Source organism: Ancylomarina salipaludis (genome assembly GCF_004122035.1).
Lineage (GTDB): Bacteria > Bacteroidota > Bacteroidia > Bacteroidales > Marinifilaceae > Ancylomarina > Ancylomarina salipaludis.
On record NZ_SAXA01000002.1, the window covers coordinates 188,419 to 213,874 of the forward strand.

At 36.7% G+C, this 25,456-nt stretch carries 23 protein-coding genes; 13 read left to right on the forward strand and 10 right to left on the reverse strand.

Features of this window, described 5'->3' with window-relative positions:
* The first annotated feature begins 32 nt into the window (after positions 1-32).
* The 6 genes from EO244_RS03040 (at position 33) to EO244_RS03065 (ending at position 7,580) form a co-directional block, all read left to right on the forward strand.
* On the forward strand, positions 33-1,199 hold the full coding sequence (locus EO244_RS03040; RefSeq protein WP_129252809.1) for a sigma-54-dependent transcriptional regulator: 1,167 nt from the start codon (positions 33-35) through the stop codon (positions 1,197-1,199).
* A gap of 28 nt (positions 1,200-1,227) precedes the next feature.
* Positions 1,228-2,427 (forward strand): [FeFe] hydrogenase H-cluster maturation GTPase HydF, encoded by a 1,200-nt coding sequence (gene hydF, locus EO244_RS03045; protein WP_129252811.1) that lies wholly within the window; start codon positions 1,228-1,230, stop codon positions 2,425-2,427.
* A gap of 56 nt (positions 2,428-2,483) precedes the next feature.
* Positions 2,484-4,706, forward strand: a complete 2,223-nt coding sequence (locus tag EO244_RS03050) for an amino acid permease (protein WP_129252813.1) — start codon at positions 2,484-2,486, stop codon at positions 4,704-4,706.
* A gap of 128 nt (positions 4,707-4,834) precedes the next feature.
* Positions 4,835-5,308, forward strand: a complete 474-nt coding sequence (gene coaD / locus EO244_RS03055) for a pantetheine-phosphate adenylyltransferase (RefSeq protein WP_129252814.1) — start codon at positions 4,835-4,837, stop codon at positions 5,306-5,308.
* A 3-nt stretch (positions 5,309-5,311) separates the two neighbouring features.
* Positions 5,312-6,112, forward strand: coding sequence for a hypothetical protein (locus EO244_RS03060; RefSeq protein ID WP_129252816.1), 801 nt, complete (start codon positions 5,312-5,314; stop codon positions 6,110-6,112).
* Between the two features lie 61 nt (positions 6,113-6,173).
* The gene (locus EO244_RS03065) at positions 6,174-7,580 is read left to right on the forward strand and encodes a TlpA family protein disulfide reductase (RefSeq protein ID WP_129252818.1); all 1,407 of its coding nucleotides are present in this window, start codon (positions 6,174-6,176) and stop codon (positions 7,578-7,580) included.
* Between the two features lie 23 nt (positions 7,581-7,603).
* Here the strand turns inward: EO244_RS03065 and EO244_RS03070 are convergent, their stop codons facing one another.
* Entirely contained in the window at positions 7,604-8,206 is a 603-nt protein-coding gene (locus EO244_RS03070; protein ID WP_129252820.1) for an NUDIX hydrolase, read from the reverse strand.
* A 128-nt stretch (positions 8,207-8,334) separates the two neighbouring features.
* Here EO244_RS03070 and pyrE point away from each other — a divergent pair, with 128 nt between their 5' ends.
* The 4 genes from pyrE to EO244_RS03090 all read left to right on the forward strand — a co-directional run bounded on the left by pyrE (position 8,335) and on the right by EO244_RS03090 (position 12,476).
* A complete protein-coding gene (gene pyrE / locus EO244_RS03075; protein WP_129252822.1) occupies positions 8,335-8,970 on the forward strand; it encodes an orotate phosphoribosyltransferase in 636 nt (211 codons plus the stop codon).
* 85 nt (positions 8,971-9,055) lie between these two features.
* Positions 9,056-9,553 carry a hypothetical protein gene (locus EO244_RS03080; protein ID WP_129252823.1) on the forward strand — a complete coding sequence of 166 codons (498 nt, stop codon included), beginning with the start codon at positions 9,056-9,058 and terminating at the stop codon, positions 9,551-9,553.
* 92 nt (positions 9,554-9,645) lie between these two features.
* Entirely contained in the window at positions 9,646-9,978 is a 333-nt protein-coding gene (locus EO244_RS03085; RefSeq protein WP_129252825.1) for a hypothetical protein, read from the forward strand.
* Positions 9,979-10,064: 86 nt separating this feature from the next.
* Positions 10,065-12,476, forward strand: coding sequence for a TonB-dependent receptor (locus tag EO244_RS03090; protein ID WP_129252827.1), 2,412 nt, complete (start codon positions 10,065-10,067; stop codon positions 12,474-12,476).
* 15 nt (positions 12,477-12,491) lie between these two features.
* Here the strand turns inward: EO244_RS03090 and EO244_RS03095 are convergent, their stop codons facing one another.
* Positions 12,492-13,241, reverse strand: a complete 750-nt coding sequence (locus tag EO244_RS03095; protein WP_129252829.1) for a biotin--[acetyl-CoA-carboxylase] ligase — start codon at positions 13,239-13,241, stop codon at positions 12,492-12,494.
* 157 nt (positions 13,242-13,398) lie between these two features.
* Here EO244_RS03095 and rsfS point away from each other — a divergent pair, with 157 nt between their 5' ends.
* The 3 genes from rsfS (at position 13,399) to EO244_RS03110 (ending at position 16,788) form a co-directional block, all read left to right on the forward strand.
* Positions 13,399-13,773, forward strand: coding sequence for a ribosome silencing factor (rsfS, locus tag EO244_RS03100; RefSeq protein ID WP_129252831.1), 375 nt, complete (start codon positions 13,399-13,401; stop codon positions 13,771-13,773).
* A gap of 30 nt (positions 13,774-13,803) precedes the next feature.
* Positions 13,804-15,852, forward strand: a complete 2,049-nt coding sequence (gene ftsH / locus EO244_RS03105) for an ATP-dependent zinc metalloprotease FtsH (protein ID WP_206734472.1) — start codon at positions 13,804-13,806, stop codon at positions 15,850-15,852.
* A 111-nt stretch (positions 15,853-15,963) separates the two neighbouring features.
* Positions 15,964-16,788, forward strand: coding sequence for a phosphatidate cytidylyltransferase (locus EO244_RS03110; protein WP_164977390.1), 825 nt, complete (start codon positions 15,964-15,966; stop codon positions 16,786-16,788).
* A 72-nt stretch (positions 16,789-16,860) separates the two neighbouring features.
* Here EO244_RS03110 and EO244_RS03115 read toward each other — a convergent pair whose 3' ends face one another.
* The 8 genes from EO244_RS03115 to EO244_RS03150 all read right to left on the reverse strand — a co-directional run bounded on the left by EO244_RS03115 (position 16,861) and on the right by EO244_RS03150 (position 25,331).
* Positions 16,861-17,739 carry a radical SAM protein gene (locus EO244_RS03115; RefSeq protein ID WP_129252834.1) on the reverse strand — a complete coding sequence of 293 codons (879 nt, stop codon included), beginning with the start codon at positions 17,737-17,739 and terminating at the stop codon, positions 16,861-16,863.
* A 133-nt stretch (positions 17,740-17,872) separates the two neighbouring features.
* Positions 17,873-19,213: an ABC transporter permease gene (locus EO244_RS03120; protein WP_129252836.1), complete on the reverse strand. Its 1,341-nt coding sequence runs from the start codon at positions 19,211-19,213 to the stop codon at positions 17,873-17,875.
* Positions 19,214-19,283: 70 nt separating this feature from the next.
* Positions 19,284-20,219: an ABC transporter ATP-binding protein gene (locus EO244_RS03125; RefSeq protein WP_129252838.1), complete on the reverse strand. Its 936-nt coding sequence runs from the start codon at positions 20,217-20,219 to the stop codon at positions 19,284-19,286.
* Positions 20,220-20,425: 206 nt separating this feature from the next.
* Positions 20,426-21,574 carry a molecular chaperone DnaJ gene (gene dnaJ, locus EO244_RS03130; protein WP_129252839.1) on the reverse strand — a complete coding sequence of 383 codons (1,149 nt, stop codon included), beginning with the start codon at positions 21,572-21,574 and terminating at the stop codon, positions 20,426-20,428.
* A gap of 26 nt (positions 21,575-21,600) precedes the next feature.
* A complete protein-coding gene (locus EO244_RS03135) occupies positions 21,601-22,185 on the reverse strand; it encodes a nucleotide exchange factor GrpE (protein ID WP_129252841.1) in 585 nt (194 codons plus the stop codon).
* 334 nt (positions 22,186-22,519) lie between these two features.
* On the reverse strand, positions 22,520-23,056 hold the full coding sequence (locus EO244_RS03140) for a TlpA family protein disulfide reductase (RefSeq protein WP_164977391.1): 537 nt from the start codon (positions 23,054-23,056) through the stop codon (positions 22,520-22,522).
* Positions 23,057-23,165: 109 nt separating this feature from the next.
* Entirely contained in the window at positions 23,166-24,476 is a 1,311-nt protein-coding gene (murA, locus tag EO244_RS03145) for a UDP-N-acetylglucosamine 1-carboxyvinyltransferase (protein WP_129252845.1), read from the reverse strand.
* A 237-nt stretch (positions 24,477-24,713) separates the two neighbouring features.
* Positions 24,714-25,331: a DUF4290 domain-containing protein gene (locus EO244_RS03150; RefSeq protein WP_129252847.1), complete on the reverse strand. Its 618-nt coding sequence runs from the start codon at positions 25,329-25,331 to the stop codon at positions 24,714-24,716.
* Between the last annotated feature and the right edge of the window lie 125 nt (positions 25,332-25,456).

A 25,456-nucleotide genomic window follows, 5' to 3' on the forward strand; every position in this document is an offset into this window, starting at 1 on the left:
TTAAGAAGTAGATCATTATTTAATACTATAGCATGTCAAAAATTTTAATCGTTGATGACGAAAGAAGTATCCGCAATACATTAAAAGATATTTTATCATACGAAAACTATCAGGTTAGCCTTGCCGAAAACGGGATGGAGGCCATTAAAATGGTAAGTGATAATGAATTCGATGTGATTCTTTGTGATATTAAAATGCCGGAAATGGATGGGATAGAGGTGCTTGAAAAGTTGCAGGAAATTGCATTTGATGTACCCGTTATCATGATATCAGGACATGGCAATATCGATACAGCGGTTGAGGCAATAAAAAAAGGGGCTTTCGATTTTATTGAAAAGCCTTTGGATTTAAATCGCATCTTAATCACAATTAAAAATGCATTAGATAAAGCTGTTTTATTGACTGAAACCAAAGTCTTGAAAAGAAAGGTCAGTAAAAAATACGATATGATTGGCGAATCGAAAGCCATTATGGAACTGAATGAAATGATTGAAAAGGTTGCCCCAACGGATGCGCGTGTTTTGATTACGGGACCTAATGGAACCGGAAAAGAATTGGTGGCTCACCGCATTCATGAGAAAAGTAATCGTGCTAAAAATCCATTTGTTGAGGTGAATTGTGCGGCAATTCCTTCCGAGTTAATCGAAAGTGAGTTGTTTGGGCATGAAAAAGGCTCTTTTACATCGGCGCATAAACAGCGCAAAGGAAAGTTTGAATTGGCCGATGGTGGCACTCTGTTTCTGGATGAAATTGGCGATATGAGTTTGTCTGCTCAGGCTAAGGTGTTGCGTGCCTTGCAGGAAAATAAAATAACCCGTGTTGGTGGCGATAAGGAAATAAAGGTGAATGTGAGAGTAATTGCCGCAACCAACAAAAATCTATCGGATGAAATTGGTCTTGGGAAATTTCGTGAGGATTTGTATCATAGATTAAGCGTAATTCTGATTAAAGTTCCTGCCTTAAATGAAAGACTGGAAGATATTCCTCTATTGGCACAGCACTTTATTGATTTGATTTGTTCTGAAATGGGCTTGCCTCCAAAATCGATAGCTGAGGATGCAGTTTCAGAACTTTTGAAATTTGACTACACCGGGAATATTCGTGAGTTCAGAAACATTATTGAACGTTTGATTATTTTGGGAGGGAAAGAAATAACCCTTCAGGATATCAAATTGTACGCAGGTGCAAATCAGAATTGATGGGTGAGAATTATTAGAAAGATATTCGATGAAGACAAAAGATCATAAAACACATATAGGTATTTACGGGCGCCGAAATCTGGGGAAATCGTCTATAATAAACACCTTGGCTGATCAGCAAATTGCCATTGTGTCTGATACAGCCGGTACGACAACCGATCCGGTGAAGAAATCATTTGAAATACTCGATTATGCCCCGGTTATTTTGGTTGATACTGCAGGTATTGACGATACTGGCGATTTGGGTACCAAGCGAATTGAAAAAACCTTGCATTCGATTTCTACTGTCGATTTGGCTTTGTTGGTTATTGCCGATAATGAATTTGGTGATTTCGAAAAGGATTTAATTAAGAAATTCGATTATTATAAGACACCGTTTTTTATCATTCATAATAAGTCGGATAAGGTTAAGATTAATGAGGAATTAAAAGCGGATTTAGAGAGCACTTACAAAACTTCGGTGATCGATTTCTCGACAGTTAAGCCGGATAATTTTGAAGAGGTCATTGATTTAATAAAAAAAACAGCACCCGAATCTTCCAAGGTTTTCAAAACCATTATTGGCGATTTGGTTCAGCCTAATGATGTGGTGATGCTGATTTGCCCGATTGATTCAGAGGCTCCGGCCGGACGAATGATTTTACCTCAGGTTCAATTGATTCGTGATGTTTTGGATAACCATTGTGTGAATATTGTTTTGCAGCAAGATCAGGTGACTGAGTTCTTTAAAAACACCAATGTAAAACCCAAATTGGCTATCACCGATAGTCAGATATTCGATTTGGCGGGGCAATTGGTACCTAAAGATATTCCTCTGACAAGTTTCAGTACGGTTTTAGCCAGACAAAAAGGGGATTTTGAAAACTATCTAAAAGGCACCCCTAAGATTGATGATTTGAAAAATGGCGATCGGGTTTTAATCCTTGAGTCCTGTTCGCATCATGTTTCCTGCGAAGATATTGGTCGGTTTAAACTGCCTGCCTGGCTGAGAAAATATTGTAATTGTGAATTGGAATTCGATGTTGTTTCAGGATTGGATGCTATTCAACGTCCCATCACCGATTATGCCATGGTGATTCAATGTGGGGGCTGTATGATTACCAAGAAACAAATCCTCAACCGTCTTTTACCTGCAATTGAAGCGGGGATTCCTGTGAGTAATTATGGTTTGGCCATTGCATATGTACAAGGAATTTATCAAAGAGCAGTCGAACCGTTCAAGCTTTAAAATCACCTTTAGTTTTTTCTGCATACTATTCTAAAAATTGAAACTCATTAAAATATATGGCTAATAATTTTGCAAAACCTACTGCCAATTTTGGGACATTGCCCGTTTTTATGACGGCTATTTCAACCATCTTGGGAGCTATTCTTTTCCTGCGTTTTGGATGGGCTGTTGGTAATGTTGGTTTTATCGGTGTTATTGGAATCATTATTTTAGGACATATGATTACCATTCCAACGGCAATGGCGGTTGCTGAAATTGCAACCAACCAGAAAGTGTTGGGAGGAGGGGCTTATTACATCATATCCCGATCATTTGGGTTGAATATTGGAGCTGCAATTGGAATTACACTCTATTTGTCACAAGCTATATCGGTTGCTTTTTATATTATTGCTTTTGCTGAAGCTTTTGACCCTCTCATTCAGTGGATTGCTCACAATTTTGGATGGCTGATTTACGACAAACGGGCCATTTCTGTTCCGGCAATGGTTTTACTGTCGGGCCTATTCTTGTGGAGAGGTTCGAATATGGGAATGAAGGTTTTGTATATTGTTGTGGCAACATTGGCAACATCTCTTTTTATGTTTTTTATTGGATCGCCGGCAGATGCCCCTCAGGATATTGTTTTAGATGCAACCATAGAGAATCCGAAAAGCTTTTTCTATGTTTTCACCATTGTTTTCCCCGCATTTACTGGGCTTGCAGCTGGTTTAGGTTTGTCTGGCGATTTGAAAAATCCAAAGAAATCGATTCCCCGAGGGACCATATGGGCAACCATAGGGGGCTTGATAATTTACTTATTGGCTGCTTATAAATTTACGGTTTCTGCCAGTCCCGAAGATTTAGATAGCAATCAGTTAATTATGAGTAATATTGCGATTTGGGCTCCTATTATTCCGATTGGTTTGGCTGCAGCTTCGCTTTCATCAGCTTTAGGCTCTATTATGGTTGCTCCTCGTACTTTACAGGCTATTGGGATGGATGATATTTTCCCTCAGAAAGGTTTAAACAAATGGTTGAAAACCGAGAATAGAAAGACCAAAGAGCCGTTAAACGCTTCTGTTATTTCAATTGCAATTGCTTTTGTATTTATATTGATTGGTGATGTTGATTTTGTTGCACAGATTATATCAATGTTCTTTATGGTGACCTATGGTGCCATTTGTATGATTTCATTTCTCGAACATTTTGCAGCAGATCCATCTTACCGACCAACCTTTCGTTCGCGTTGGTACTTTTCTCTGATGGGAGCTATCCTTTCGTTTTGGATCATGTTTAAAATGAATATGATTTATGCGATTGTTTCGCTATTGATAATGGGGGTTATTTATTATGGCATCAATGTGAGTAATAAGGAACACCGTGGACTTGCAAAACTTTTCCGAGGGGTTGTTTTTCAGCTGAGCCGATACTTACAGATTTTTGCACAGCGGGCTGAGAAAGTCGATCGTGAAGTGAGTTGGAGACCTTTTGCCATTTGTATTTCTCAGGATACCTTCAAACGTCGTTCAGCTTTTGATTTATTGCGATGGATCTCATATAAGTATGGTTTTGGAACCTACATTCATTATCTGGAAGGCTTCCTAAACGAGAAGACAAATGATGAATCTAAGAGTGTAATGAAGCGATTGATTCATTTGGCATCCGGAAGTCGTAATCGTGTTTTCCTGGATACTATTATCAGCCCTTCGATGACTTCGGCCATTGCTCAGGTGATGCAGCTTTCCGGTATATCGGGGCATGGGTATAATTCCATTTTGTTTGAATATTCACGTAGCAAACCCAAGCAATTGAAGTATGTGATTGATAATTATGAATTGATTGAGTCAACACAATTTGATGTTTGTATATTAAATACTTCTTATAAGGGATTTGGCTATCACAAGGAAATTCATATTTGGATTGGTTCGGAAGACTATGAGAATGCAAATTTGATGATTCTGTTGGCTTATATTATTCAAGGACATCCGGATTGGAAAAAGAGTATGATTAAGATTTTTGCCATGTATCCTGAAAAAGATCTTGAAAAAGAGCAAGGCAAGTTGCTGAGTTTGATTCGTTCGGGACAGTTGCCAATTTCATCGAGTAATATCGAGTTGATTGGAATTGATCATACAGATAAGAAGAAGGAAATTATGAACAAATCCATAGATGCCGATTTAACGATTTTAGGTTTTAACAGAGAAGATATCGATCGCGATAAGTTGGATCTGTTTACCGGATTCGACGATATGGGGAATATCCTTTTTGTGAGTTCATACAAAAAAATCAAAATCAAGTAAAGTCGATTGTTAATCATTCAATCGTATGACTTTGATTAATTATATCTAAGTTTGTATTATTTAGTTTATCAAAATATGAGAAAATTCGCAATAATTAAGAATGATCTCGTTAATTCATTAAGAAAGAAATGGAGCGTATAGCCATATTTCCAGGATCGTTTGATCCATTTACAGTAGGACATAAATCAATTGTCACTCGAGCATTACCTTTATTCGATAAAATCGTAATAGCCATAGGTTATAATTCTGAGAAAAAACAGTTTTTCCCGATTGAGAAACGGATTCAGTGGATAAAAGAAAGCTTTAATAACGACCCAAGAATTGAAGTTGAGATTTATGGTGGGTTAACGGTGGAATATTGTAAGGCAAAAGGGGCTCAGTTTATCTTACGTGGTTTACGTACGGCTGCCGATTTTGAATATGAGCGTGCCATTGCGCAAATCAATAAAAAGATGGAGTACGATTTGGAATCGATTTTTTTATTGACAACACCAGAACATACGATGATTACATCGACGATTGTGCGTGATATTATTCGTCATGGGGGAGATGCTTCTCAATTTGTGCCGGAGGTGCAGGACCCTGATGCTTACAAATTGTAAAAAGTGAATGAGATCTCCAGAAATATTGCCATAGTTACTGAGATAGAGAATTCGGTAAAATATCTAAGAAATGGTTTAGCTGAAATTCAAAAAATAACAGCTGCGAACAATTTTTATGACCCACCATTAATTTACCTTTCAGGCGGATTTGAAAGATTATTTAAATCGATGTTATGTTTGAACTTTAAAGAAGTTAATGGAAGACTTCCAAGAACAAATGAAATATGGAATCGAAAAAATGGTCATAATATTGATTTTTTAAAAGATAAAATTGAAGGAATATGTATTCCAATAGATCTGCCTTTTGCAAAAGATGATTATAAAATTATAACAAGTGATAAGACGATAAAAGAGATCTGTGAAGTACTTACTGCATATGGAAGTAGAGCGCGTTACTTCAATTTGGATATTATTCTTGGAAATGAACAGAAGTTTGACGCAAAAAATAAGTGGGAAAAGATTGAGGATTCTTTACTAAAAGAATACTATGGGGAAAAGAAGTTTTATAGAATGTTTAAAAAAACAAATTCGCTTGAGGTAATTTATGAAAAGACAAGTGAATTACTCGTTTCAAAACTTGAGGTGTTTTTAAGAGCAATAACAAGACAGTTTATTTTTGGTAATTTTTCAAGTGAATCAAATCAGTATGTTTTTTCAATAGAATCATTTACCGATATTGATGACAATCAAATTGGAAAAACTGACTACAGACAATTGCAGAATCACGAATTTATAAAAAGAGAACCAGTTATTGATAGTTCTTTAATTAGCATCATAAAAGAGAAGTTTCGAAGCCTATTATAGTGGGGCTGTTTATATCTTAATATTCCAATATTTTCACGAGAATTGTTATAATACTCTAATTATGCGATCACTAGTTCTTTTCCTGATATTGACTCTTGGAGTACAATCAAGTTTTGCTAAAAAAGTAAAGCTGTTTGGGCAACATGCTGCTTATGCGAATATGCAAATCAAGGTGCTTTGTTATGACGATGCTTTCTCGAAAACTGAAAAGCAGTTGGCTATTTTGCAGCTCGATAAGCAAGGTCAGTTTTCAGTTGAATTTGAAATAGCTGAAACGCAAATGGTATTTTTGCCTCTTGGTGTATTCCGAGGCTATTTTTTTGTTGAAGCAGGTAAGGAATATCAAGTTAGCTTACCACCTCGTCGCGATTTGTCTCCTGCACAAAAGCTGGATCCTTTTTTTGAACCTCAGGATGTATTTCTGGGTTTTAGAAATGCAGATAAAAATGGTTTGAATAGCCTGATTCGTCAATTTGATAATCAGATTGATAATTTCATCAATCAAAATTTTGATGGAATTTACAATCAGGGCTCATCATCTCTTGGGATCGATTTTGCGAAGCAAATGAAAACAAAATTTGCTGATGTGAAACACCCGTATTTTCGGGTTTATTTGGAATATCGTTTGGCTTATTTGGATTACCTGGCTTCACCTGAGGCTTATATTCGCATGGAGAATCAATATTTTGCCAATAGGGGAATGGCTTTGAATAATTTGGCTTACACAACTTTGTTCAAGAAAATTTATGACAATTCTTTGGCTTCAGCTTTTCATCGAAGAGAAAAATCGAAGTTTAGTAAAGCGCTTGAATCGTCTAATCCTTATCAGGCTTTGGATGATGCCATGAAGGCTTATTCGGTATATCAGGATAAAAATTTCAGAGATCTGTTATTAGCGAAATCTGTGTTCGATGGAACTGAAAATGGGCTTTTAACCCGAAGTAAGGCTATTGGTATTATTCAAAAAATAAAGCAGAATTCACAGGATGAAAATTTGACTAAGTTGACTCGGAATTTTCTGACAGAACTATCGCATTTACTTAAAAACACAAATGCCCCTCTGTTCAAAGTGGGGACGATCAGTCTGGAAGATTATAAGGGGAAATATCTATATCTCAATTTTTGTAATACGACCAATTCAGTTTGGGAACGTGATTCTGAATTGTTGGAAAAATTGAAAGAAGCCTTTGGTAAGGATATTGAATTTTTAAGTTTAGCCAGTGATGTTGATCCTATTCGTTTTCAAAATCGTTTGAAAGAAGAAAAGGCAACTTGGCCCATCGTACAGATCGATAAGAATAATACCGTCTTGCGAGATTATAAGATTAAGGTGTTTCCAAGCTATATTATTATCGATCCTGAAGGCAAAGTCTATCAATATCCAGCAAGAGGACCTCATGATGGGATTGAAAAAATCTTTGTGAAGATTCAAAGACAGATACTTCGGGAAAATTATTCTAAAAAGTGAAAGATTGGAGTATGTGATTGAATTTATTCCAGATTTTTGATCACTTCCAGAATTGAAGCATAGGTATTCGATTTGAATTCATCGAGCTGATTCGCTGGCATCCAAATAACTTTTTCAATATCTTCCTCAGTTTGAGGGACTAATTTTTCATTGCCCACATAATGCATTTTAAACCAATAGCTGCGTTTCAATACCCAGGTATTTTTCATCCAATAGGTATGAAAAGTCGATTCAAGTTCCTCGCTCAAGTGTAAATGGCTGATGCCACATTCTTCTTCAACTTCGCGAATGGCAGCTTCGCTTATCGTTTCCCCCTTTTCAACTTTTCCTTTGGGTAAATCCCATCTGCCCAGACGGTGAATGGCCAAAATTTCATTGTTCTGATTGAAAACCAGTCCACCAGCGGCCTCAATGTATTTGAATTGATTTTTGAATTCCGCAAAAAGTGCTTCCACATCTTCGGCAGCAAAAAATAAAGTGGCTTTATTTTCGTCCTGATCGAAATCTGAAACAATAGCTTCCAGATTATCCCCTTCAGTCCATAGATAAACCATGCCATGAAAATTCATACTTTCAGCCTTATCGCCTAAGAAAATTGCACGATCTTTAAAAAATACTTTATACATTTGCGGATGATTTCAGATTAAAAGACTGGTGTTGTAAAAGTTTGTATCACTGTGGTATAAGCTTGAGTATTTCACTCCGTTTTGTTTAATCAACTCATATTTATTGAACCATTAAATCCAATAGTCCTATGCAAAGTACTGCAAAACAAATCGCTGAATACCTTTTGCAAATAAAAGCAATTAAGCTAGAACCTACAAACCCATTCACTTGGGCTTCGGGATGGAAGTCGCCAATTTACTGTGATAATCGTAAAACATTATCGTATCCGGAAGTAAGAAACGATATTAAAAAGGCTTTTGCAAAGGCAGTTTTAGCAAAATACCCGGATGTTGAAGTGATTGCAGGCGTTGCAACCGGTGCGATTGCACTAGGTGCTTTAGTTGCTGATGAATTGAATTTACCAATGGTTTACATTCGTTCTTCTGCTAAAGCTCATGGAATGACTAATATGATTGAAGGCGATTTGAAAGCCGGACAAAAAGTTGTTGTTATCGAAGATTTGATTTCAACAGGTGGATCTAGTCTGAAAGCTGTTCAAGCGCTTCGTGATGCAGAATGTGAGGTGATGGGGATGTTAGCCATTTTTACATACGGATTCCAGACTGCAGAAGATAACTTTACAAATGCGAATTGCGAGTTGGAAACTTTAAGTAATTACAACACAATGATTGATCGTGCGCTTGAGATTGGATACATCAAAAATGAAGATGTTGATCAGTTGAAAGAATGGCGTAAAGATCCATCAACCTGGATGCAGAAATAAAAGCTGGAAACAGCCAATAAAAATATATCAAAAGAGAGTGTCTTAGCATGGGACACCCTCTTTTGTGTTCTAAAATAAAAAGTATATGGCAACAACGAAGATTGTAAGTGATATCAAAATCATTCCAAATCATGTGAATAGTATCTATTCCTTTTTATCTGATTTTAGAAAAATTGCGAAAGTTTTCGAATTGGCTGCTGAGAACCCTGAAGTTCAAGCCAAGATTGAAGAGCAAACGGATAAAAAAATGAATTTTAAGGATAAAATTGAACATTGGGAGGCTACCGAAGACAATTGTTCCTTTGTCATTAAAGGTTTTGGTGAAGCCGGCTTGCAGTTTGTTGAAAAGGAGGAGAACAAAACGCTTAAACTTACCGGATACGGCCGTAGTCCTTTCGAGTTTTATTTTTGGATTCAGTTGATTGAAAAAGGGCCTTATGAAACGAAGCTTAGACTAACTGTACACGCTGAATTGAATGCCATGATGAAGATGATGTTGAAGAAAAAATTGGAGAAAGGCATCGAGCAATTGGCTGAAGGCATGACTCAGATTCCTTACCAAAATCTTCAGAATCTGAACTAAGAATAATAACATATTACAGATATATGTAAAGCTATTGACTTGATCAATAGCTTTTTTGTTTGCTAATTTTTATTGTTTAGATTTGTGATTCTATGAATCAAAATAGCAAATATCATTTTCTGGCTTGGCTACTGGCACTGGCCTTTACTCTCCCTATATTAATAAAGGCTGAGCATTTGATGTTTCCTAACCACGAGCATCATAGCTATTCGTGTCAGCATGAAAATTCCGACATTCAGGATGTTTGTGACATCTTAGATTTTGATTATTTCTTTTTTGTGGCTTCGGATATAATCTGTATTCCTCCGGTTGTAGCCATTGAATTAAAATCATACCTGCTTGCTTATTACCAGGCAAATTCCTTTGAATACGAACTAGGGTATAGCCTTAGAGCACCTCCATATGCAATAAATCTTTTTGCTTAAGAGATCATACTGGCGACTTAAAGTCACTTTCCCAGAGATAGTTTAGTGATGAATTTTCTCCTGCTTTTAGTTTTCAGTATTAATTTGTGTCATCCCCTGAGGCATTGGCATCTGATACTTATGGTCTCAATTTTCTGACTATTCTATTGGTCGGAATGCGCGAGTGTATTGGTTTTAAAACCACCAGTTGTGCTTGTTTTTCTATGTTCTATAAAAAAGAAATTGCAAATATGATTCGTTATATATTGGCATTATTAATCCTATTGCCACAGGTGACGTTGGCTTCGTCAGTATTGAAAAAGAATAAGCTGTATGGTATTGTTTCCGATCAAAATGATTTAAATGGTTTGGCCGGTGTTAGTATCTTTATTCCTGAACTTCAGAAAGGGACTTTGAGCCAAGCCGATGGTTCTTATCAATTAGATGCTTTGCCTAATGGGAGTTTCACGGTTCAATTTTCTTATATGGGCTATGAAACGGTTATAAAAAAACTCCAGTTAAAAGACTCTGACTTAAATTTGAACACAAATCTTGTTTTTACATCCGTTACCACTCAGGATGTGGTTGTTTCCGGGGGCTTTCCATCTTCGCAACACGAGAATCCAATAAAAATATCTGTTATGTCTAAACAGGAATTCGATCGATTGCTTACGCCATCTCTGGGACAGAAACTGGCAAGTATCCCGGGTGTCGATCTTATTTCAAGAAGTCCGGGAGTGAGTTCGCCTGTTATTAGGGGTTTGTCGCTTAATAATCTGATTTTTCTGAATAATGGTGTTCGACTGGAAAATTTTCAATTTTCGGTTGATCATCCGTTTTTGGTAAACGATCAGGGGGTTGATCATATTGAAGTAATTAAAGGGCCAGCCTCCTTATTATATGGCTCTGATGCTATGGGTGGTGTGATAAATATTGTGCGTGAAAAACCGGCTCCGGCCAACACAATTAAAGCAGATGTCAGTACCGAATTTTATAGTGTCACGAAAGGGTTTAATCGAAATATTGGTGTGAAAGGCAGTCGGGAAAATTGGTTTTGGATGTTTAGAGCTAATCAGCAGTCTCATCACGATTATAAGGATGGTGATGGTGATTATATTCCCAACACCCGCTTTAATTCAACGGGCTTACAAGTGGGATTGGGTTTGCTCAGGAGTTATGGTAGTTTCAAGATTTATTACGACTATTTAAGCCCAAAATTGGGCATGACAAACGAAGAATCAATTCCATTAGTGAAAGAGGGTTTATCGAAGAACCGATTTTGGTATCAGGATTTATCTCAGCACTTAGTTGCATCGCGAAATCGACTTTTTATAGGTGACTTCAAACTTGAATTAAATGTAGCATACCAATTTAATCAACGCAGGTTGAATGGGAATCCCCAATCGGACATTTTTCGATTGGTAGATATGGATTTAAATACCTTAACATACGATGGGAAGTTTTATTTCCCGACTTCGGATGGGACAGAGTTTTTGCTTGGGATTCAGGGGATGCATCAAACGAATCGAAACCATGAGGCACCCAATCGCATTATCCCCGATGCCAATATTGATGATTTTTCTGTTTTTGCACTTTATAAAAAGGAGCTTAAGCTTTGGGAATGGCAGTTGGGACTTCGATATGATACCAGAGCTCTTTATGTGCCCGAGCAGGAAGCCGGAGGGCACTCTCACAGTGAGGTTGAGACGCCTGAGGAGCATGAAGAAATGGTACACATCAATCGGAGATTTAATAATCTGAATGCATCAATCGGAACGACTTTTCACGTTTCAGATGATGTGCTTTTGCGAACCAATATTGCCAGTGCCTATCGGGTTCCCAATTTGGCAGAATTGTCGCAACACGGTATGCATGGGAATCGGTTCGAAGAAGGTAATGTTAATTTAGATCCTCAAAAAAGTATAGAATCTGACTTGGGTCTTCACTATCATACGCAAAAGCATAATATTGATCTGTCTTTATTTTATAATCGGGTTTATGACTTTATTTATCTGGCACCGACCGATGAAATATCACCGGAAGGAACAGGTTTTGTGTATAAATACGGGCAACAAAATGCTAAGCTTTACGGTGGCGAACTGGCTGTTAATGTGGTTCCATTTCGTTTTTTGAAATTTCATTCGGACTATGCAATGGTTATTTCGAAGTTTGACAATGGGGGACGTCTTCCGTTTGTACCTCAGCACAAGCTGAACAATTCATTGCGATTTATTTTTAAAGGCTCAAAGCTTTTAGATTCACCATTTCTGAATTTGTCATGGAAACATGTTTTTAATCAAAATCATCCAGCCATGTTCGAAACGAAGACGGATGCTTACAATTTGTTTGAAATACAAATGGGTACAGATTTAAAATTAGGGAAGTATAAAGCTAGTTTGGAGTTGTCTGCCGATAATATTTTTAACGAAAAATATACCGATCATTTATCAACACTAAAAACTTTCGCTTATTTAAATCCGGGACGAAATATAAGTTTGAAGCTTACTGTTGAGTTGTAGAAGTAATGAGGTGGGCTATTTTAAAAAGCTCACCTCTTTAAAATTATAGGTTCTCACTTTTTTCTGTTCATCCTCAATTTGAAGTTGACCAAATTCTGAGATGCCGATAATTTTCCCTAAAAACGGTCCCTCATCATCTCTGAAAGAATGTTCTTCATTGATCCAATACAAGGACTTTAGGTAATCTTGTTCCAAAACTTCGGCTCCTTGATTAAACAATTGAAAGTATCGGTTCTCAATAGCAGTTAAAAGCTTCTGTAATTCCACTTCCAGATCGTATTCTTTTTTAGTCAGTATATTTAGAGAAACAGGATTGGGAGCATCAGAAATAAATTTGTATTGATTGATATTTAAACCAATGCCACATACCGAATGTGACAGATAAGCTCCCATAATAGATTGCTCGATGAGAATACCGGCTATTTTTTTATCTCCAACATAAATGTCATTTGGCCATTTAACGCTAACATCCTTTAAATAAGTATTTAAGTAGTCAGAAACGCCTAATGAAATAATCATTGAAACTTGAAATTGATCCTGAGCCTGAATGAAGTCGGGACGAAGAATAAGACTAATGGTAAGGTTTTTGCCACTTTCACTTTCCCAGATATTTGTTTGTTGTCCGCGGCCTTCTGTCTGATTTAATGCCATAACGACAGTACCACCTGACGGATTGGTATCTTTAAGAAGTTGCAGGGCATGCGAATTCGTCGAATCAAGTTGATTGACACGTATAATTCGTTCCGGGAGAAATAAATTTGGCATAATTTGATTTAAATATGATTTTGATACAAAATTAAGAGGAAGATTTTAATTTCTAAGACTTCAAACTCCGTTTTTATCAGATCTGGGTAAATCTAAAGTTTGCTTTATTAATAATAGACTTAAAAAAAAATTATCTTTGTAAGATTAAAATTAATATATGACTAAAAAAAGAGAACATTCACCTGAAAAATTAGTCGATACGATTATTGAAGCGTTAAAAGATTTAAAAGCTGTAGATATTGTAAGTGTTGATTTAAGAAATGTAAGTGGTGCGGTATGTAAGTATTTTGTTATTTGTAATGGAACTTCAAATACGCATGTTTCTTCGCTTGCTGATCATGTTCAAGATGAAACATTAGAAAAAATAAAGGAAAAGGTGTGGCGAAAAGAAGGTTCACAGAATGCTCAATGGATGCTTCTGGATTATGCCGATGTAGTTGTTCACATTTTCCAAAAAGAATATCGTGATTATTATCAACTGGAGCAGCTTTGGGCTGATGCGGAAATCACGCATTTTTCAGATGTTCTTTAATTAATACAAATAGAATTAGACAAAAATATAATGACAGAAAAGAAAATGCCTAATACGCCTCCTCCTTCTAATAAGAAAGGAAAAGGACCTGCTAATATGATGAAACCACCTAAGTTTAATGCTTATTGGATTTATGGAATAATAGCCCTTACTTTTTTAGCCATTCAATATTTTACTTACCAGCAAAATCCAAAAGAAACGAGTTGGCACAAGGTAAAAGTTGAAATGTTGCGTAATCATGATATTGAAAAAATTGAGATTGTTCGTAATCTGGGTAATGTGAATGTTTACATTAAGGATGCGAGTTTGGATAAATATCCTGATTTATTCTCTAATTCTTTTGATTCACCATCAAAAGCAGGACCTCATTATTTCTTTACGATTGGATCGATTGAGAATTTCGAACAGAATTTGGAAAAGGCTCAGGAGTTAATGCCCGAGGCAGATCGTGTCGCTGTAAAATATGTTGATCACAAAGATTATTTTGGAGATATTATCGGCTTCTTATTTCCTATTCTGATAATCCTTGCCATTTGGTTCTTTGTATTTAAAAGAATGAGCAAAGGTGCCGGCGGTGGTGCTGGAGGTGGTAATATCTTTAATGTTGGTAAATCAAAAGCTAAGGTTTTCGATAAGGAGTCAGACATTAAAACAAACTTTAAGGATGTTGCTGGTTTGGCTGAGGCTAAACAGGAGGTTGAGGAGATTGTAGAATTCCTTAAATATCCTGAAAAATATACTCAGTTAGGAGGGAAAATTCCTAAAGGAGCTCTACTTGTAGGCCCTCCGGGAACAGGTAAGACTCTTTTGGCTAAAGCAGTTGCTGGTGAGGCACATGTACCTTTCTTCAGCATGTCAGGTTCTGATTTTGTTGAGATGTTTGTGGGTGTTGGTGCCAGTCGTGTTCGAGACTTGTTTAAGCAAGCCAAAGAGAAATCTCCATGTATTATTTTTATCGATGAGATTGATGCTATCGGTCGTGCCAGAGGAAAGAATCCGAATATGGGCGCTAACGATGAGCGTGAGAATACATTGAATCAGTTGTTGACTGAGATGGATGGTTTTGATACCAATTCAGGTGTGATTATTCTTGCAGCGACCAACCGTGCTGATATTCTGGATAGAGCATTGATGCGTGCCGGTCGATTCGACCGTCAGATTCATGTTGAATTACCAGATTTAAATGAGCGTGAAGAAATTTTCAACGTTCACTTACGACCATTGAAATTAGATGATTCGGTAAAAAGTGAATTTTTAGCGAAGCAAACACCGGGTTTTTCAGGAGCTGATATTGCTAATGTTTGTAATGAATCGGCTTTGATTGCTGCTCGTAAGAAAAAGAACGTTATTGAAAAGCAGGATTTCCTTGATGCTGTTGACCGTATTATTGGAGGTTTAGAGAAAAAGAACAAGATTATATCAGTAAATGAGAAGAAGACCATTGCTTATCATGAAGCAGGTCATGCAACAATTTCCTGGTTATTAGAATATGCTCATCCATTGGTTAAGGTGACTATCGTGCCACGTGGAAAAGCACTAGGTGCTGCCTGGTATTTGCCGGAGGAAAGAAGTATCACGACTAAAGAGCAATTGCTTGACGAGATGTGTTCTGCTCTTGGAGGACGTGCAGCTGAGGAATTGACTTTTGGTAAAATTTCAACAGGAGCTCAAAACGATTTGGAAAAAGTAACCAAGCAAGCTATGGCTATGGTGTCTATTTTTGGGATGAGTGACAAAGTTGGAAATGTAAGTTATTACGATTCGACAGGACAGTCTGACTATGGGTTCTCTAAGCCTTATAGTGAAAAAACAGCTGAGCTTATTGATGAGGAAGTTAAAGTGATGATTGAAAGTTCTTATAAGAGAGCCAAGCAAATTCTTATAGATAACAAGGAAGGTCATGAAAAAGTGAGCCAGTTGTTATTGGAACGCGAAGTAATTTTTAGCGAAGATTTGGAAGCAATTTTTGGAAAGAGAGATTTTGGATCATCTGAGGTTGAAGAAACTAAAATACTTCCAACTGAAGAACCAACAAAAGATGTACGATCAGAAGAAGAAAACAATTCTAAGGCTGTTTAATTTCTGATATCAAATATTTTAAAGCTAAGTTGTCGATGAGAGTTGACAACTTAGCTATTTTTTGTTTAAATTGGCGACTTAATTTTTTGGGGTTGCACTAATAAGATTCATGTGGGGGATTTTTTTAAAAGAGTATTTACAGCAGTATTATTTGTAATTGTATTAATTGCGGGGATATACATTCACCCTGTAGGCTTTATTGCGACCTTTATGGGTATAGCTCTTTTAGCAAATTATGAATTTTATGGTTTGGTAAAAAAGGCCAAAGCCTCTCCTCAGATAGCTACAGGTTTGATAGCTGTTGTACTATTGTTTGGAGCAGTAGCGTCGCATATTTATTGTGGGAAAACAGTTCTGTTTCAGTTATTGATTTTCCTGACATTCCTAAGTTTTATTATTGAACTGTATCGTAAAAAGGAAAATCCTTTTACGAATATTGCATATACCTTGTTGGGTGTTGTTTATGTGGCTTTGCCTTTTGCATTGCTTATTTATCTGGCTTTGCAGAATGGAGTTGAGCAATTCAGACCTGATATTGTAATGGGCTTGTTTATCATGATTTGGATAAACGATACAGGAGCTTATTTGGTTGGGGTTAATTTTGGGAAACACAGATTGTTTGAACGGATTTCTCCTAAAAAATCCTGGGAAGGAAGTATTGGCGGAGGCATTGCGACTTTATTAGCGGCTTGGGCCTGCTCATATTTCAGTCAGGAGTTGAGCTTATTAATATGGTTGTCAATTGGCCTTATTGTTGCCGTTGTTGGTGGCTTAGGCGATTTGGTAGAATCTTTGTTTAAGAGGAGTATCAATGTAAAGGACTCAGGAACGATTCTACCAGGACATGGCGGTATTCTCGATCGTTTTGATGCGATTTTGTTGGTAGGACCAGTTGTCTTTGTCTTTTTAGAACTTGTCAAAGAATTTTCAAACTAGGATATTAAGTTACAGATATAGAAAAAGCAATCAATTTAAATTTGATCGCTTTTTTTTTGTCTTTATTTCAGATTACAATCCACGCATCCATTCGGGTCTGAGTTTTGCATTAGCAGGATCGTTTAGTACGCCATTTATTCGATTTAAAAGCTCTTCTTTGTCTCTGCTAAGATTACCTTTTAGGATGAGATAATTTGAAGCATGATCGCTGCGGAAGACCGTGTTATTAAGTTTCAGTGTTTCTATAAATACTTTCATCTCGGCAATCAACTCAATTGTGTTTAGAGGAATAAATTCATCGTCGAACTTTTGTTTGAAATGGTCTTCTCCGTAAGGGTAGCTTAAAACCAAAGTTGATAAAAATTCAGGTTGAATTTCATTCACAAGTTTGGCTGAGTTGATCGCATGTTGTTCTGAGAATTTTTGCCCTCCCAGGCCATTTAATATCATAACCGATAACTTGATACCTGCCTGTCTCGCTTTTTGTAAGGCTTGGCTTGTTCTTTTAAAATTTTCTCCCTTGTTGATGACTTGAAGTAATTCATCGTCGCCGGACTCAATACCAACATAAAGTAATTTTAAACCTTTATCAGCTAGAATTTGTAATTCTTCCTCTGTTTTTGATTCAATATCACGAGGCAAAGCATAAGCCGAAACGCGATTGAGTTTTGGGAAACTAGCATTCAGTTTATCCAATAAGCGGCTTAACTTATCGAAGGATAAAACCATGGCATTTCCATCGGCTAAAAATACTTTTCGAATTTGATCGGAGTAAGGTGAAAGCGATTCAATCTCGGCAAAGACGTCTGCTTCTGGTCGAACACGGAATTGTTTGCTGCTATACATTTCACAAAAAGCACATTTGTTCCAGGCACAGCCCAAGCTGACTTGTAATATGAGTGAATAAGCCTCACTTGGCGGGCGGAATAATGGTTCGTCGTATGTTATCATGTTACAAAAATATCAAAATTTAGATCGTGTGCATAGAAAAAAATGCCCCGTTTGAAACGAGGCATTAAATTAAAATCGGTAGTTTTTTTAATCGTCTGATGTTTTTTAAGTTTCACATCATCAATTTTATAAGTTATCTATGATATCTTAACCATTTCCAAATCTCTTTGTAGGAAACTTTTTTGCCATACATTAAAATACCTGTACGGTAGATTTTTGCAGCCACCCAGGTTACAAAAATAAAGCTTGCAACCAATAGGGTCATTGACAATAATAATTCCCACACGGGTACGCCATAAGGAATACGCACCAGCATTACAATAGGAGAGGTGAGTGGAATGATTGATCCCCAAAAGGCCAAACTTCCTTCAGGATTTTTAGCTACAGCCATGCCAATGTATAAAGCAAGTACCAGGGGTAATGAGATAGGCAGCATGAACTGTTGTGTTTCGGTTTCGTTATCTACGGCGGAACCAACAGCTGCAAAAAGGGCTGAGTACAATAGATAACCCGCTAAAAAGAAAAAGACAAAGGCACCAAGAATGCTAAAAATATAGCCCATGTCGAATGTACCAAGCACTTCGTGCATCATATCCAGTTGAGCTTGGTTTATACCTTGTCCGGCGCTTTGTAAGTCACTTACCGAAGATGCATGTTGTATGGTTTCAGAATCGAGTCCGGGTAAGAAAATAGCACTTCCAATAGTAATAATAGCTCCTGTTAATATTACCCACATTAGGAATTGAGTGAGACCGACCATTGCTACGCCAACAATTTTTCCCATCATTAATTGGAAAGGCTTTACTGACGAGATAATTACCTCAATAATACGATTACTTTTTTCTTCAATTACACCACGCATTACTTGTACACCATACATGAAAATAAACATGTAAATGATGAAACTCATGGCAAACCCTAGTCCCATGGCGATTTCAGTCGAACTTTCCTTAACTTCACCGTCTTCACCAAACTTAATCGTTTTGACAGAGATGGGTGTTTTTGTTTCGGCTAATTTTTGTTCCAAGTCAGGCATGTTTGCTTCGGCAATAATTTTCGAACGTTTGATGCCTTCGATATAATTGCGAATTTGTGATCCGGCCTCTGATTTAACTTCCATTGTCACCTGCTTGAAAGAAAATAATTCGGCTGATTGCGATTCCATAATGTCTTTAGGAATTTTTAAAAGCGCGTAATATCCCTTTGTATCCAGCATCTTTTTGGCTTCTTCAAAACTGGTGTTAGGAAGATACTCAAATGTTGTGTAGTCTTTAGATTGTACAGGTTCTACCAGCTCCGATTCGTTAATGACACCAATGGTTCTTTTTTCGGTATCATCTTTCATCATCATCCAGATCATGAAAGCATAAATCCCAGCAATTAAAATAGGTGTAAGGAAGGTTAGTAGAAGAAAAGATTTCTTTTTAACTCGTGATAAATATTCACGTTGAATAATGATTAATATCTTGTTCATTGTATTTATCTGTATGTCCGATAGTATCGGAATGAAATTGAATTATTTTATCTATTAAAAGAGGAGATGTTTATTCCATGTCTAAACTTAGATTCTTTTCATTCACAACGCGAATAAAAATATCGTTCATACTTGGAATGATTTCGTTGAATGAAACAAGCTCGACATGAGGGAGGATTTGTGAAAGTAGATCATTTGAACTTGTTCCATTGTTTAGTTTCAATTTTAAGGATTCAAATTCCTTTCCAGACTGATGTTCCATAATCTCAATATCATCCGATAAATTTGCTTTAAGCTTTTCCAGTTCACCGTTAAATGAAATAGTGTAAGTATGCGTACGGTATTGCTTTTTTATATCTTCAAACGATCCATCAAGAATTTTTTCTGATTTATGAATTAAGGCAATATGGTCGCAAATTTCTTCAACCGAACCCATATTATGAGTTGAAAAGATAATGGTGCATCCTTTATCGCGAAGTTCCAGAATTTCTTTTTTTAGTAGATTGGCATTTATCGGATCGAAACCACTAAAAGGCTCATCGAAAATCAAGAGCTTAGGTTCGTGAAGGATGGTGGTAATAAATTGGATTTTTTGAGCCATACCTTTAGAAAGCTCCTCAACTTTTTTGTCCCACCATTCAAGAATATCGAATTTTTTAAACCATGCCTGAAGTTTAGCCGTGGCGTCTTGTTTGCTCATGCCTTTAAGCTGAGCCAAATAGATGGATTGCTCGCCAACTTTCATCTTTTTATACAAGCCACGCTCTTCCGGTAGATAGCCGATATGGTGCACATGCTCAGGTTTTAGAGGTTCACCATTGAAGAAAATTTCACCTGAATCAGGGCCTGTTATTTGATTGATTATTCGAATGAGTGTTGTTTTACCTGCGCCATTGGGGCCTAAAAGACCAAAGATGCTTCCTTCAGGAACAGATATGCTCACGCCACTTAAAGCTGTGTGTCCGGCATACTGTTTTATAATATTTTTTGCTTCGAAAAACGCCATGTTGAAAATGAATTAAAGAGGGTTTTTATTATTGATAGTTAGTAATTAGTTATGTGTTTTTTTAATTAGTGCACAAAATACCGAAAAGTTACAAGTGTTTAGTAGAAAATCGATATAAAGGCAAATGCAATAGATGATGTCTTTAAAAATCAGGATAAAAAAAATCCCCCAGATGGTTCTGGAGGATTCACACTTAGATATTTTGTTTAGTCAAAAAAGTTTCTCACTTTTTTGAAGAAGCTTTTTTCTTGTGAACTAGGGTTAGGTTTAAACGATTCTGAAGCTTGAAGTTTTTCAAGTAGTTTTTGTTCGTCTTTACTTACTTTATTTGGAACCCAAACGTTTATTTTAACCAATAAATCGCCACGACCGTAACCATTAATATCTGGTAAACCTTTTCCGCGTAAGCGAAGGATCTTGCCAGGTTGTGTTCCACCATCAATTTTTACTTTCACCTTATTTTCTATCGTTGGAATTTCAACGGCAGTTCCTAAAATTGAATCCGGAACGCTGATAAAAAGGTTATATAATAGATCATTTTCATCGCGGATAAGCTCCGGGTGTTCTTCTTCGTGAACCAGAATTAACAAATCACCATTCACACCCCCGCGACGAGCAGCATTACCACGACCACTTACTGATAGTTGCATGCCTTCGGCAACACCAGCCGGGATGTTAATTGTAATAACTTCGTCGTCCTTTACGATTCCTTCACCCGCACAAGATTTACACTTGTGAGTGATGATTTTACCTTCCCCATTACAGGATGGACAAACTGCGCTGGTTTGCATCTGTCCCAAAATGGTATTCTGAATACGAGTGACTTGTCCGCTACCATTACATTGAGTACAGGTAGAGTGCGAAGAACCGCCTTCAGCTCCGGATCCATTACAATCCTTACACTCAACATGCTTCTTAACCTTGATTTTCTTTTCAACACCGTTAGCGATTTCCTGAAGAGTTAGTTTGACTTTTACTCTTAAGTTGCTACCACGGTTGACACGTTGTGAACTCCGTCCACCACCACCGAATCCGCCAAAGAAAGATCCGCCGCCAAAAATATCACCAAAATGAGAAAAGATATCTTCCATGTTCATGCCGCCACCGCCAAAGCCACCGCCAGCTGCACCGCTCATACCTGCATGTCCAAATTGATCGTAACGCTGACGTTTTTGATCATTACTTAAAACCTCGTAAGCTTCAGCAGCTTCCTTAAACTTTTCCTCTGCTTCTTTATTATCAGGATTTTTGTCAGGGTGGTATTGTATTGCTTTCTTACGGTAAGCTTTCTTTAATTCTGGACCTGTAGCATCTTTTGATACACCTAGTACTTCGTAGTAATCTCTTTTCGACATCTTAATTCAGATTTGTTTGTTTAAAATTATTCTCCAACGACTACTTTCGAAAAGCGTATCACCTTATCGTTAAGGAAATATCCTTTTTCAATACAATCAACAACTTTACCTTTTAAGTCTTCGCTAGGAGCGGGAATTTTGGTAATAGCCTCGTGTACATCTGTATCGAAATCAAGATTGTTTGCTTCAATTTCTTTCACACCTTGCTGGGTCATGAAATCCTTGAAATTGGTGTATATTAAGTGAATTCCTTCTTTGATACCATCGATATCAGTTGATTCATCAACCGATTTTAAGGCACGCTCAAAGTTATCCATTACCGGAAGAACATTTAATAAAATTTTCTCACCAGCTGATTTTGTCAGTTCCATTTTTTCCTTCAAAGTCCGTTTACGGTAATTATCGAATTCTGCCGATAATCTCATGTATTTATCCGTAATTTCCTGAAGTTTTTGTCCAAGTTCTTCAATATCGTCAGCTTTCTGTTCTTTCTTCGACTTCTTTTTTTCAGTCTTGTCTTCCTTTTCAGCGACCTTATCTGCAGTTTCAGGAGTAACAGTATCTTTTACTTCCAAATCTTCCTTGTCTAACTTGTTTTTATCTTTTGTCATTTCTGTGTGTTTCTAATGAATTACCAGTTGGCTCTGGATTTGTGATTCAAAATTTGCTTTTAGTCTTTTCAGACGGTATAGTCCGTTCTCGACTCTTGTTAAAATTACAGGCAACAGTTTACAAATAGTTTGCCAATGCCCTTGTTCCCGACAAATTGGCACAAAGATAAAACTTGTCGGTTAAGTTTACAGATTTTTGAAGAAATTAATGGCAATTTTTCATGACAATACCTGTTTAATCAGATTGATTTCAGGACATAGCGATTTTTATCTCATAAAAAAGGAGCTGTTCTGATAAGAACAACTCCCCGTATATTTTGAACCGATTTGAAATCTAATTTTTCAGATAATGTTGCAAAATCAATTCTAATTTTTCACCTCTTAAATCCTTTGCCAGGATAATGCCATTTTCGTCGATCAAAAAGTTTGATGGGATTGAATTAATGCCAAACCTTTGTGCTGTTGGCGAGTACCATCCTTTTAGTTCACTGACGTGATTTTCCCAGATTAAGTCATCCTTCATAATGGCATTTTTCCAGCTGTTGATTTTTTTATCCAAGGAAAAACTTAAAACAGTAAAACCATTTCCATTTTTAAATTCCTGATCCTTATACTTGTTGTAAACTGACACAACCCAAGGGTTTTCGTCGCGGCATGGTCCACACCAGGAAGCCCAGAAATCGACAAGTACCAGTTTGCCTTTTAGATCGCTTAGATTAATTAGTTTCCCATCAGGAGATTTTGCTGAAATTTCAGGAATTTTATTCCCAATACTTAAACCTTCCTTAACATTCTTATTCTGTTCTCCTGCTAATACAGAAAATGAAAAAAACATTAATGTTATTAGTATACCTAGATTTAATTTTTTCATAATGATCTGTTTTTTTGTTTTATGAAGATTCTTTTTTTTCAGATTCCTCATGATTTACGTATGAATTTAAAACTAGTTAATAAACTCTATTTAGATTGTTAATAAATAGTTAATTGTCAATTCTTCTGATTTTTGCACCTATAGCATTTAAGCGAAGATCAATATTTTCGTACCCTCTGTCTATCTGATCGATATTTTGAATGGTACTTATGCCATCAGCTGAAAGCGCAGCAATTAACAGGGAAACTCCCGCACGAATATCAGGAGAAACCATTTTGGTTGCCCGAAGTCTGTTTTCCTGATTCAAACCAATAACGGTAGCTCTGTGTGGATCGCATAAAATAATTTGAGCGCCCATATCAATCAGTTTATCGGTAAAGAAAAGGCGGGATTCAAACATTTTTTGGTGAATTAAAACGCTTCCTTTAGCCTGGGTTGCAACAACAAGAATAATACTCAAAAGGTCAGGAGTCAATCCGGGCCATGGAGCATCTGCAATAGTTAAAATAGAACCATCCATAAAATTTTCAATGGTATAATTCTCTTGTTTTGGAATATGAATATCATCTCCAATAATTTCAAGTTTTATACCCAGTTTTTTGAATGTATCGGGGATAACACCCAGTTCTTTGTAAGCAACATTTTTAATGGTGATTTCAGATTTTGTCATGGCAGCTAAGCCAATAAAACTCCCAATCTCAATCATATCAGGAAGGATACGATGCTCACAGCCCGAAAGTGATTTAACGCCTTCAACATAAAGTAAATTGGAGCCAATTCCTGTAATTTTTGCTCCCATAGAATTCAACATCTTGCATAGTTGTTGGATATAGGGCTCACAGGCTGCATTGTAAATCGTCGTTGTTCCTTCGGCAAGCACGGCAGCCATAATGATATTGGCTGTACCAGTAACTGAAGCTTCATCAAGAAGCATATAAGTTCCTTTTAGTTTTGGGGCCTCAAGACGATAAAATTTGTCCCCTTGCTTGTATTTAAAGTCCGCTCCTAGTTTTTGAAAACCGATGAAGTGTGTATCCAATCTGCGACGTCCGATTTTGTCTCCTCCAGGCTTAGGAATATAAGCTTTGCCAAAACGCGCCAGCAGTGGCCCTATAATCATGATGGAACCTCGAAGTGAAGAGCCTTTCTTTGCAAATTCATCCGAATTTAAATATTCAAGATTGATATTTTTTGCTTCGAAACAATAGGTGTTTTTTGCCTCCTGAGTAACACTTACTCCCAGTGAAGCTAAGAGCTCAATGAGTCGGTTCACGTCAAGTATGTTTGGGATATTATGGATTCTAACTTTTTCAGATGTCAGGAGAGTGGCGCATAGAACTTGTAAAGCTTCATTTTTTGCTCCTTGCGGGTGTAATTCACCTTTTAGTGTTGTGCCACCAGTTATTTCGAATGTGCTCATTTAATTGATCATTTGGTGTTATGACGGGATGATTTGTAAGTATATAGATTATAAGCCAGATAGAGAACGAATCAAGACTACATGTCTTATATTTTAAATACTCGCTTAAAGATAATGAAAAGGACTTTTAAAAGTGAAGTTAAAAAACTGTAAATTCAGAAAAGATGCGTTTCAAATTTTGACATAAAAAAACCGGAATTTATCCGGTTTTTAATATGCAGTAGATTCCATTAAGAATTATTTCTTCTTAGTGAATTTTCTGTTGTCATTTTTATGAAATGTTTTTTTCTTAGTCTTAGTTTGGAAATCCTTATCGTGGGTTTCTCTCAATTTCAGATTGGCTGAAATGTTTAGTTTCCCTTTTGACAGATCAACAATGTCTTTGAAGATTTTTTCATCAGTGACACCTTCCTTATTCCAGTTTGCATATGATTTCTTCATATGATTGGCAATCATCAAAATTAAAGCACTTTGCTCTTTTTCATCCTCAATTTCGATCGCTTTTTTCACCATAGATTCTATGATTTTACCATAGTGGCGAAATTTAATTCGATGATTGTTGTAAGGAAGAACCTGAGGTTTTTCGGCTAATTTTTCTTTTGTAGGTAATTCGTAGGGCGAATCGATGTCGAATTTGAAATCAGTCATGATTGCCAGGTGATCCCAAAGTTTGTGTCTGAAATCGCTAACATCTCTAAGGTGAGGGTACATGTTACCCATGATAGAGATGATCGTTTTTGCAGCCTTATTTCTTTCGTCTCTATCCTCAATTTTCATGGCAAAGTCCACCATCATCTGAACGTTTCTGCCATATTCAGGGAGTAATAATTTTTCCCTATTCGAATTATAATCCATTTAATCTGTTGTTGTGTTTTAACTGTGATGTGTTGTATTCAGTTATCACTTATTTTGTGGGAACCTGTTGATGTTTTTCAACAAGTCTAAATTTTAATAATCACCTTGAAATATAATTGATTCCC

Coding starts and splice junctions, on each gene's coding strand:
- EO244_RS03040 (WP_129252809.1), top strand. CDS start 33: ATGTCAAAAATTTTAATCGTTGATGACGAAAGAAGTATCCGCAATACA.
- hydF (WP_129252811.1), top strand. CDS start 1,228: ATGAAGACAAAAGATCATAAAACACATATAGGTATTTACGGGCGCCGA.
- EO244_RS03050 (WP_129252813.1), top strand. CDS start 2,484: ATGGCTAATAATTTTGCAAAACCTACTGCCAATTTTGGGACATTGCCC.
- coaD (WP_129252814.1), top strand. CDS start 4,835: ATGGAGCGTATAGCCATATTTCCAGGATCGTTTGATCCATTTACAGTA.
- EO244_RS03065 (WP_129252818.1), top strand. CDS start 6,174: ATGCGATCACTAGTTCTTTTCCTGATATTGACTCTTGGAGTACAATCA.
- EO244_RS03070 (WP_129252820.1), bottom strand. CDS start 8,206: ATGTATAAAGTATTTTTTAAAGATCGTGCAATTTTCTTAGGCGATAAG.
- pyrE (WP_129252822.1), top strand. CDS start 8,335: ATGCAAAGTACTGCAAAACAAATCGCTGAATACCTTTTGCAAATAAAA.
- EO244_RS03080 (WP_129252823.1), top strand. CDS start 9,056: ATGGCAACAACGAAGATTGTAAGTGATATCAAAATCATTCCAAATCAT.
- EO244_RS03085 (WP_129252825.1), top strand. CDS start 9,646: ATGAATCAAAATAGCAAATATCATTTTCTGGCTTGGCTACTGGCACTG.
- EO244_RS03095 (WP_129252829.1), bottom strand. CDS start 13,241: ATGCCAAATTTATTTCTCCCGGAACGAATTATACGTGTCAATCAACTT.
- rsfS (WP_129252831.1), top strand. CDS start 13,399: ATGACTAAAAAAAGAGAACATTCACCTGAAAAATTAGTCGATACGATT.
- ftsH (WP_206734472.1), top strand. CDS start 13,804: ATGACAGAAAAGAAAATGCCTAATACGCCTCCTCCTTCTAATAAGAAA.
- EO244_RS03115 (WP_129252834.1), bottom strand. CDS start 17,739: ATGATAACATACGACGAACCATTATTCCGCCCGCCAAGTGAGGCTTAT.
- EO244_RS03120 (WP_129252836.1), bottom strand. CDS start 19,213: ATGAACAAGATATTAATCATTATTCAACGTGAATATTTATCACGAGTT.
- EO244_RS03125 (WP_129252838.1), bottom strand. CDS start 20,219: ATGGCGTTTTTCGAAGCAAAAAATATTATAAAACAGTATGCCGGACAC.
- dnaJ (WP_129252839.1), bottom strand. CDS start 21,574: ATGTCGAAAAGAGATTACTACGAAGTACTAGGTGTATCAAAAGATGCT.
- EO244_RS03135 (WP_129252841.1), bottom strand. CDS start 22,185: ATGACAAAAGATAAAAACAAGTTAGACAAGGAAGATTTGGAAGTAAAA.
- EO244_RS03140 (WP_164977391.1), bottom strand. CDS start 23,056: ATGAAAAAATTAAATCTAGGTATACTAATAACATTAATGTTTTTTTCA.
- murA (WP_129252845.1), bottom strand. CDS start 24,476: ATGAGCACATTCGAAATAACTGGTGGCACAACACTAAAAGGTGAATTA.
- EO244_RS03150 (WP_129252847.1), bottom strand. CDS start 25,331: ATGGATTATAATTCGAATAGGGAAAAATTATTACTCCCTGAATATGGC.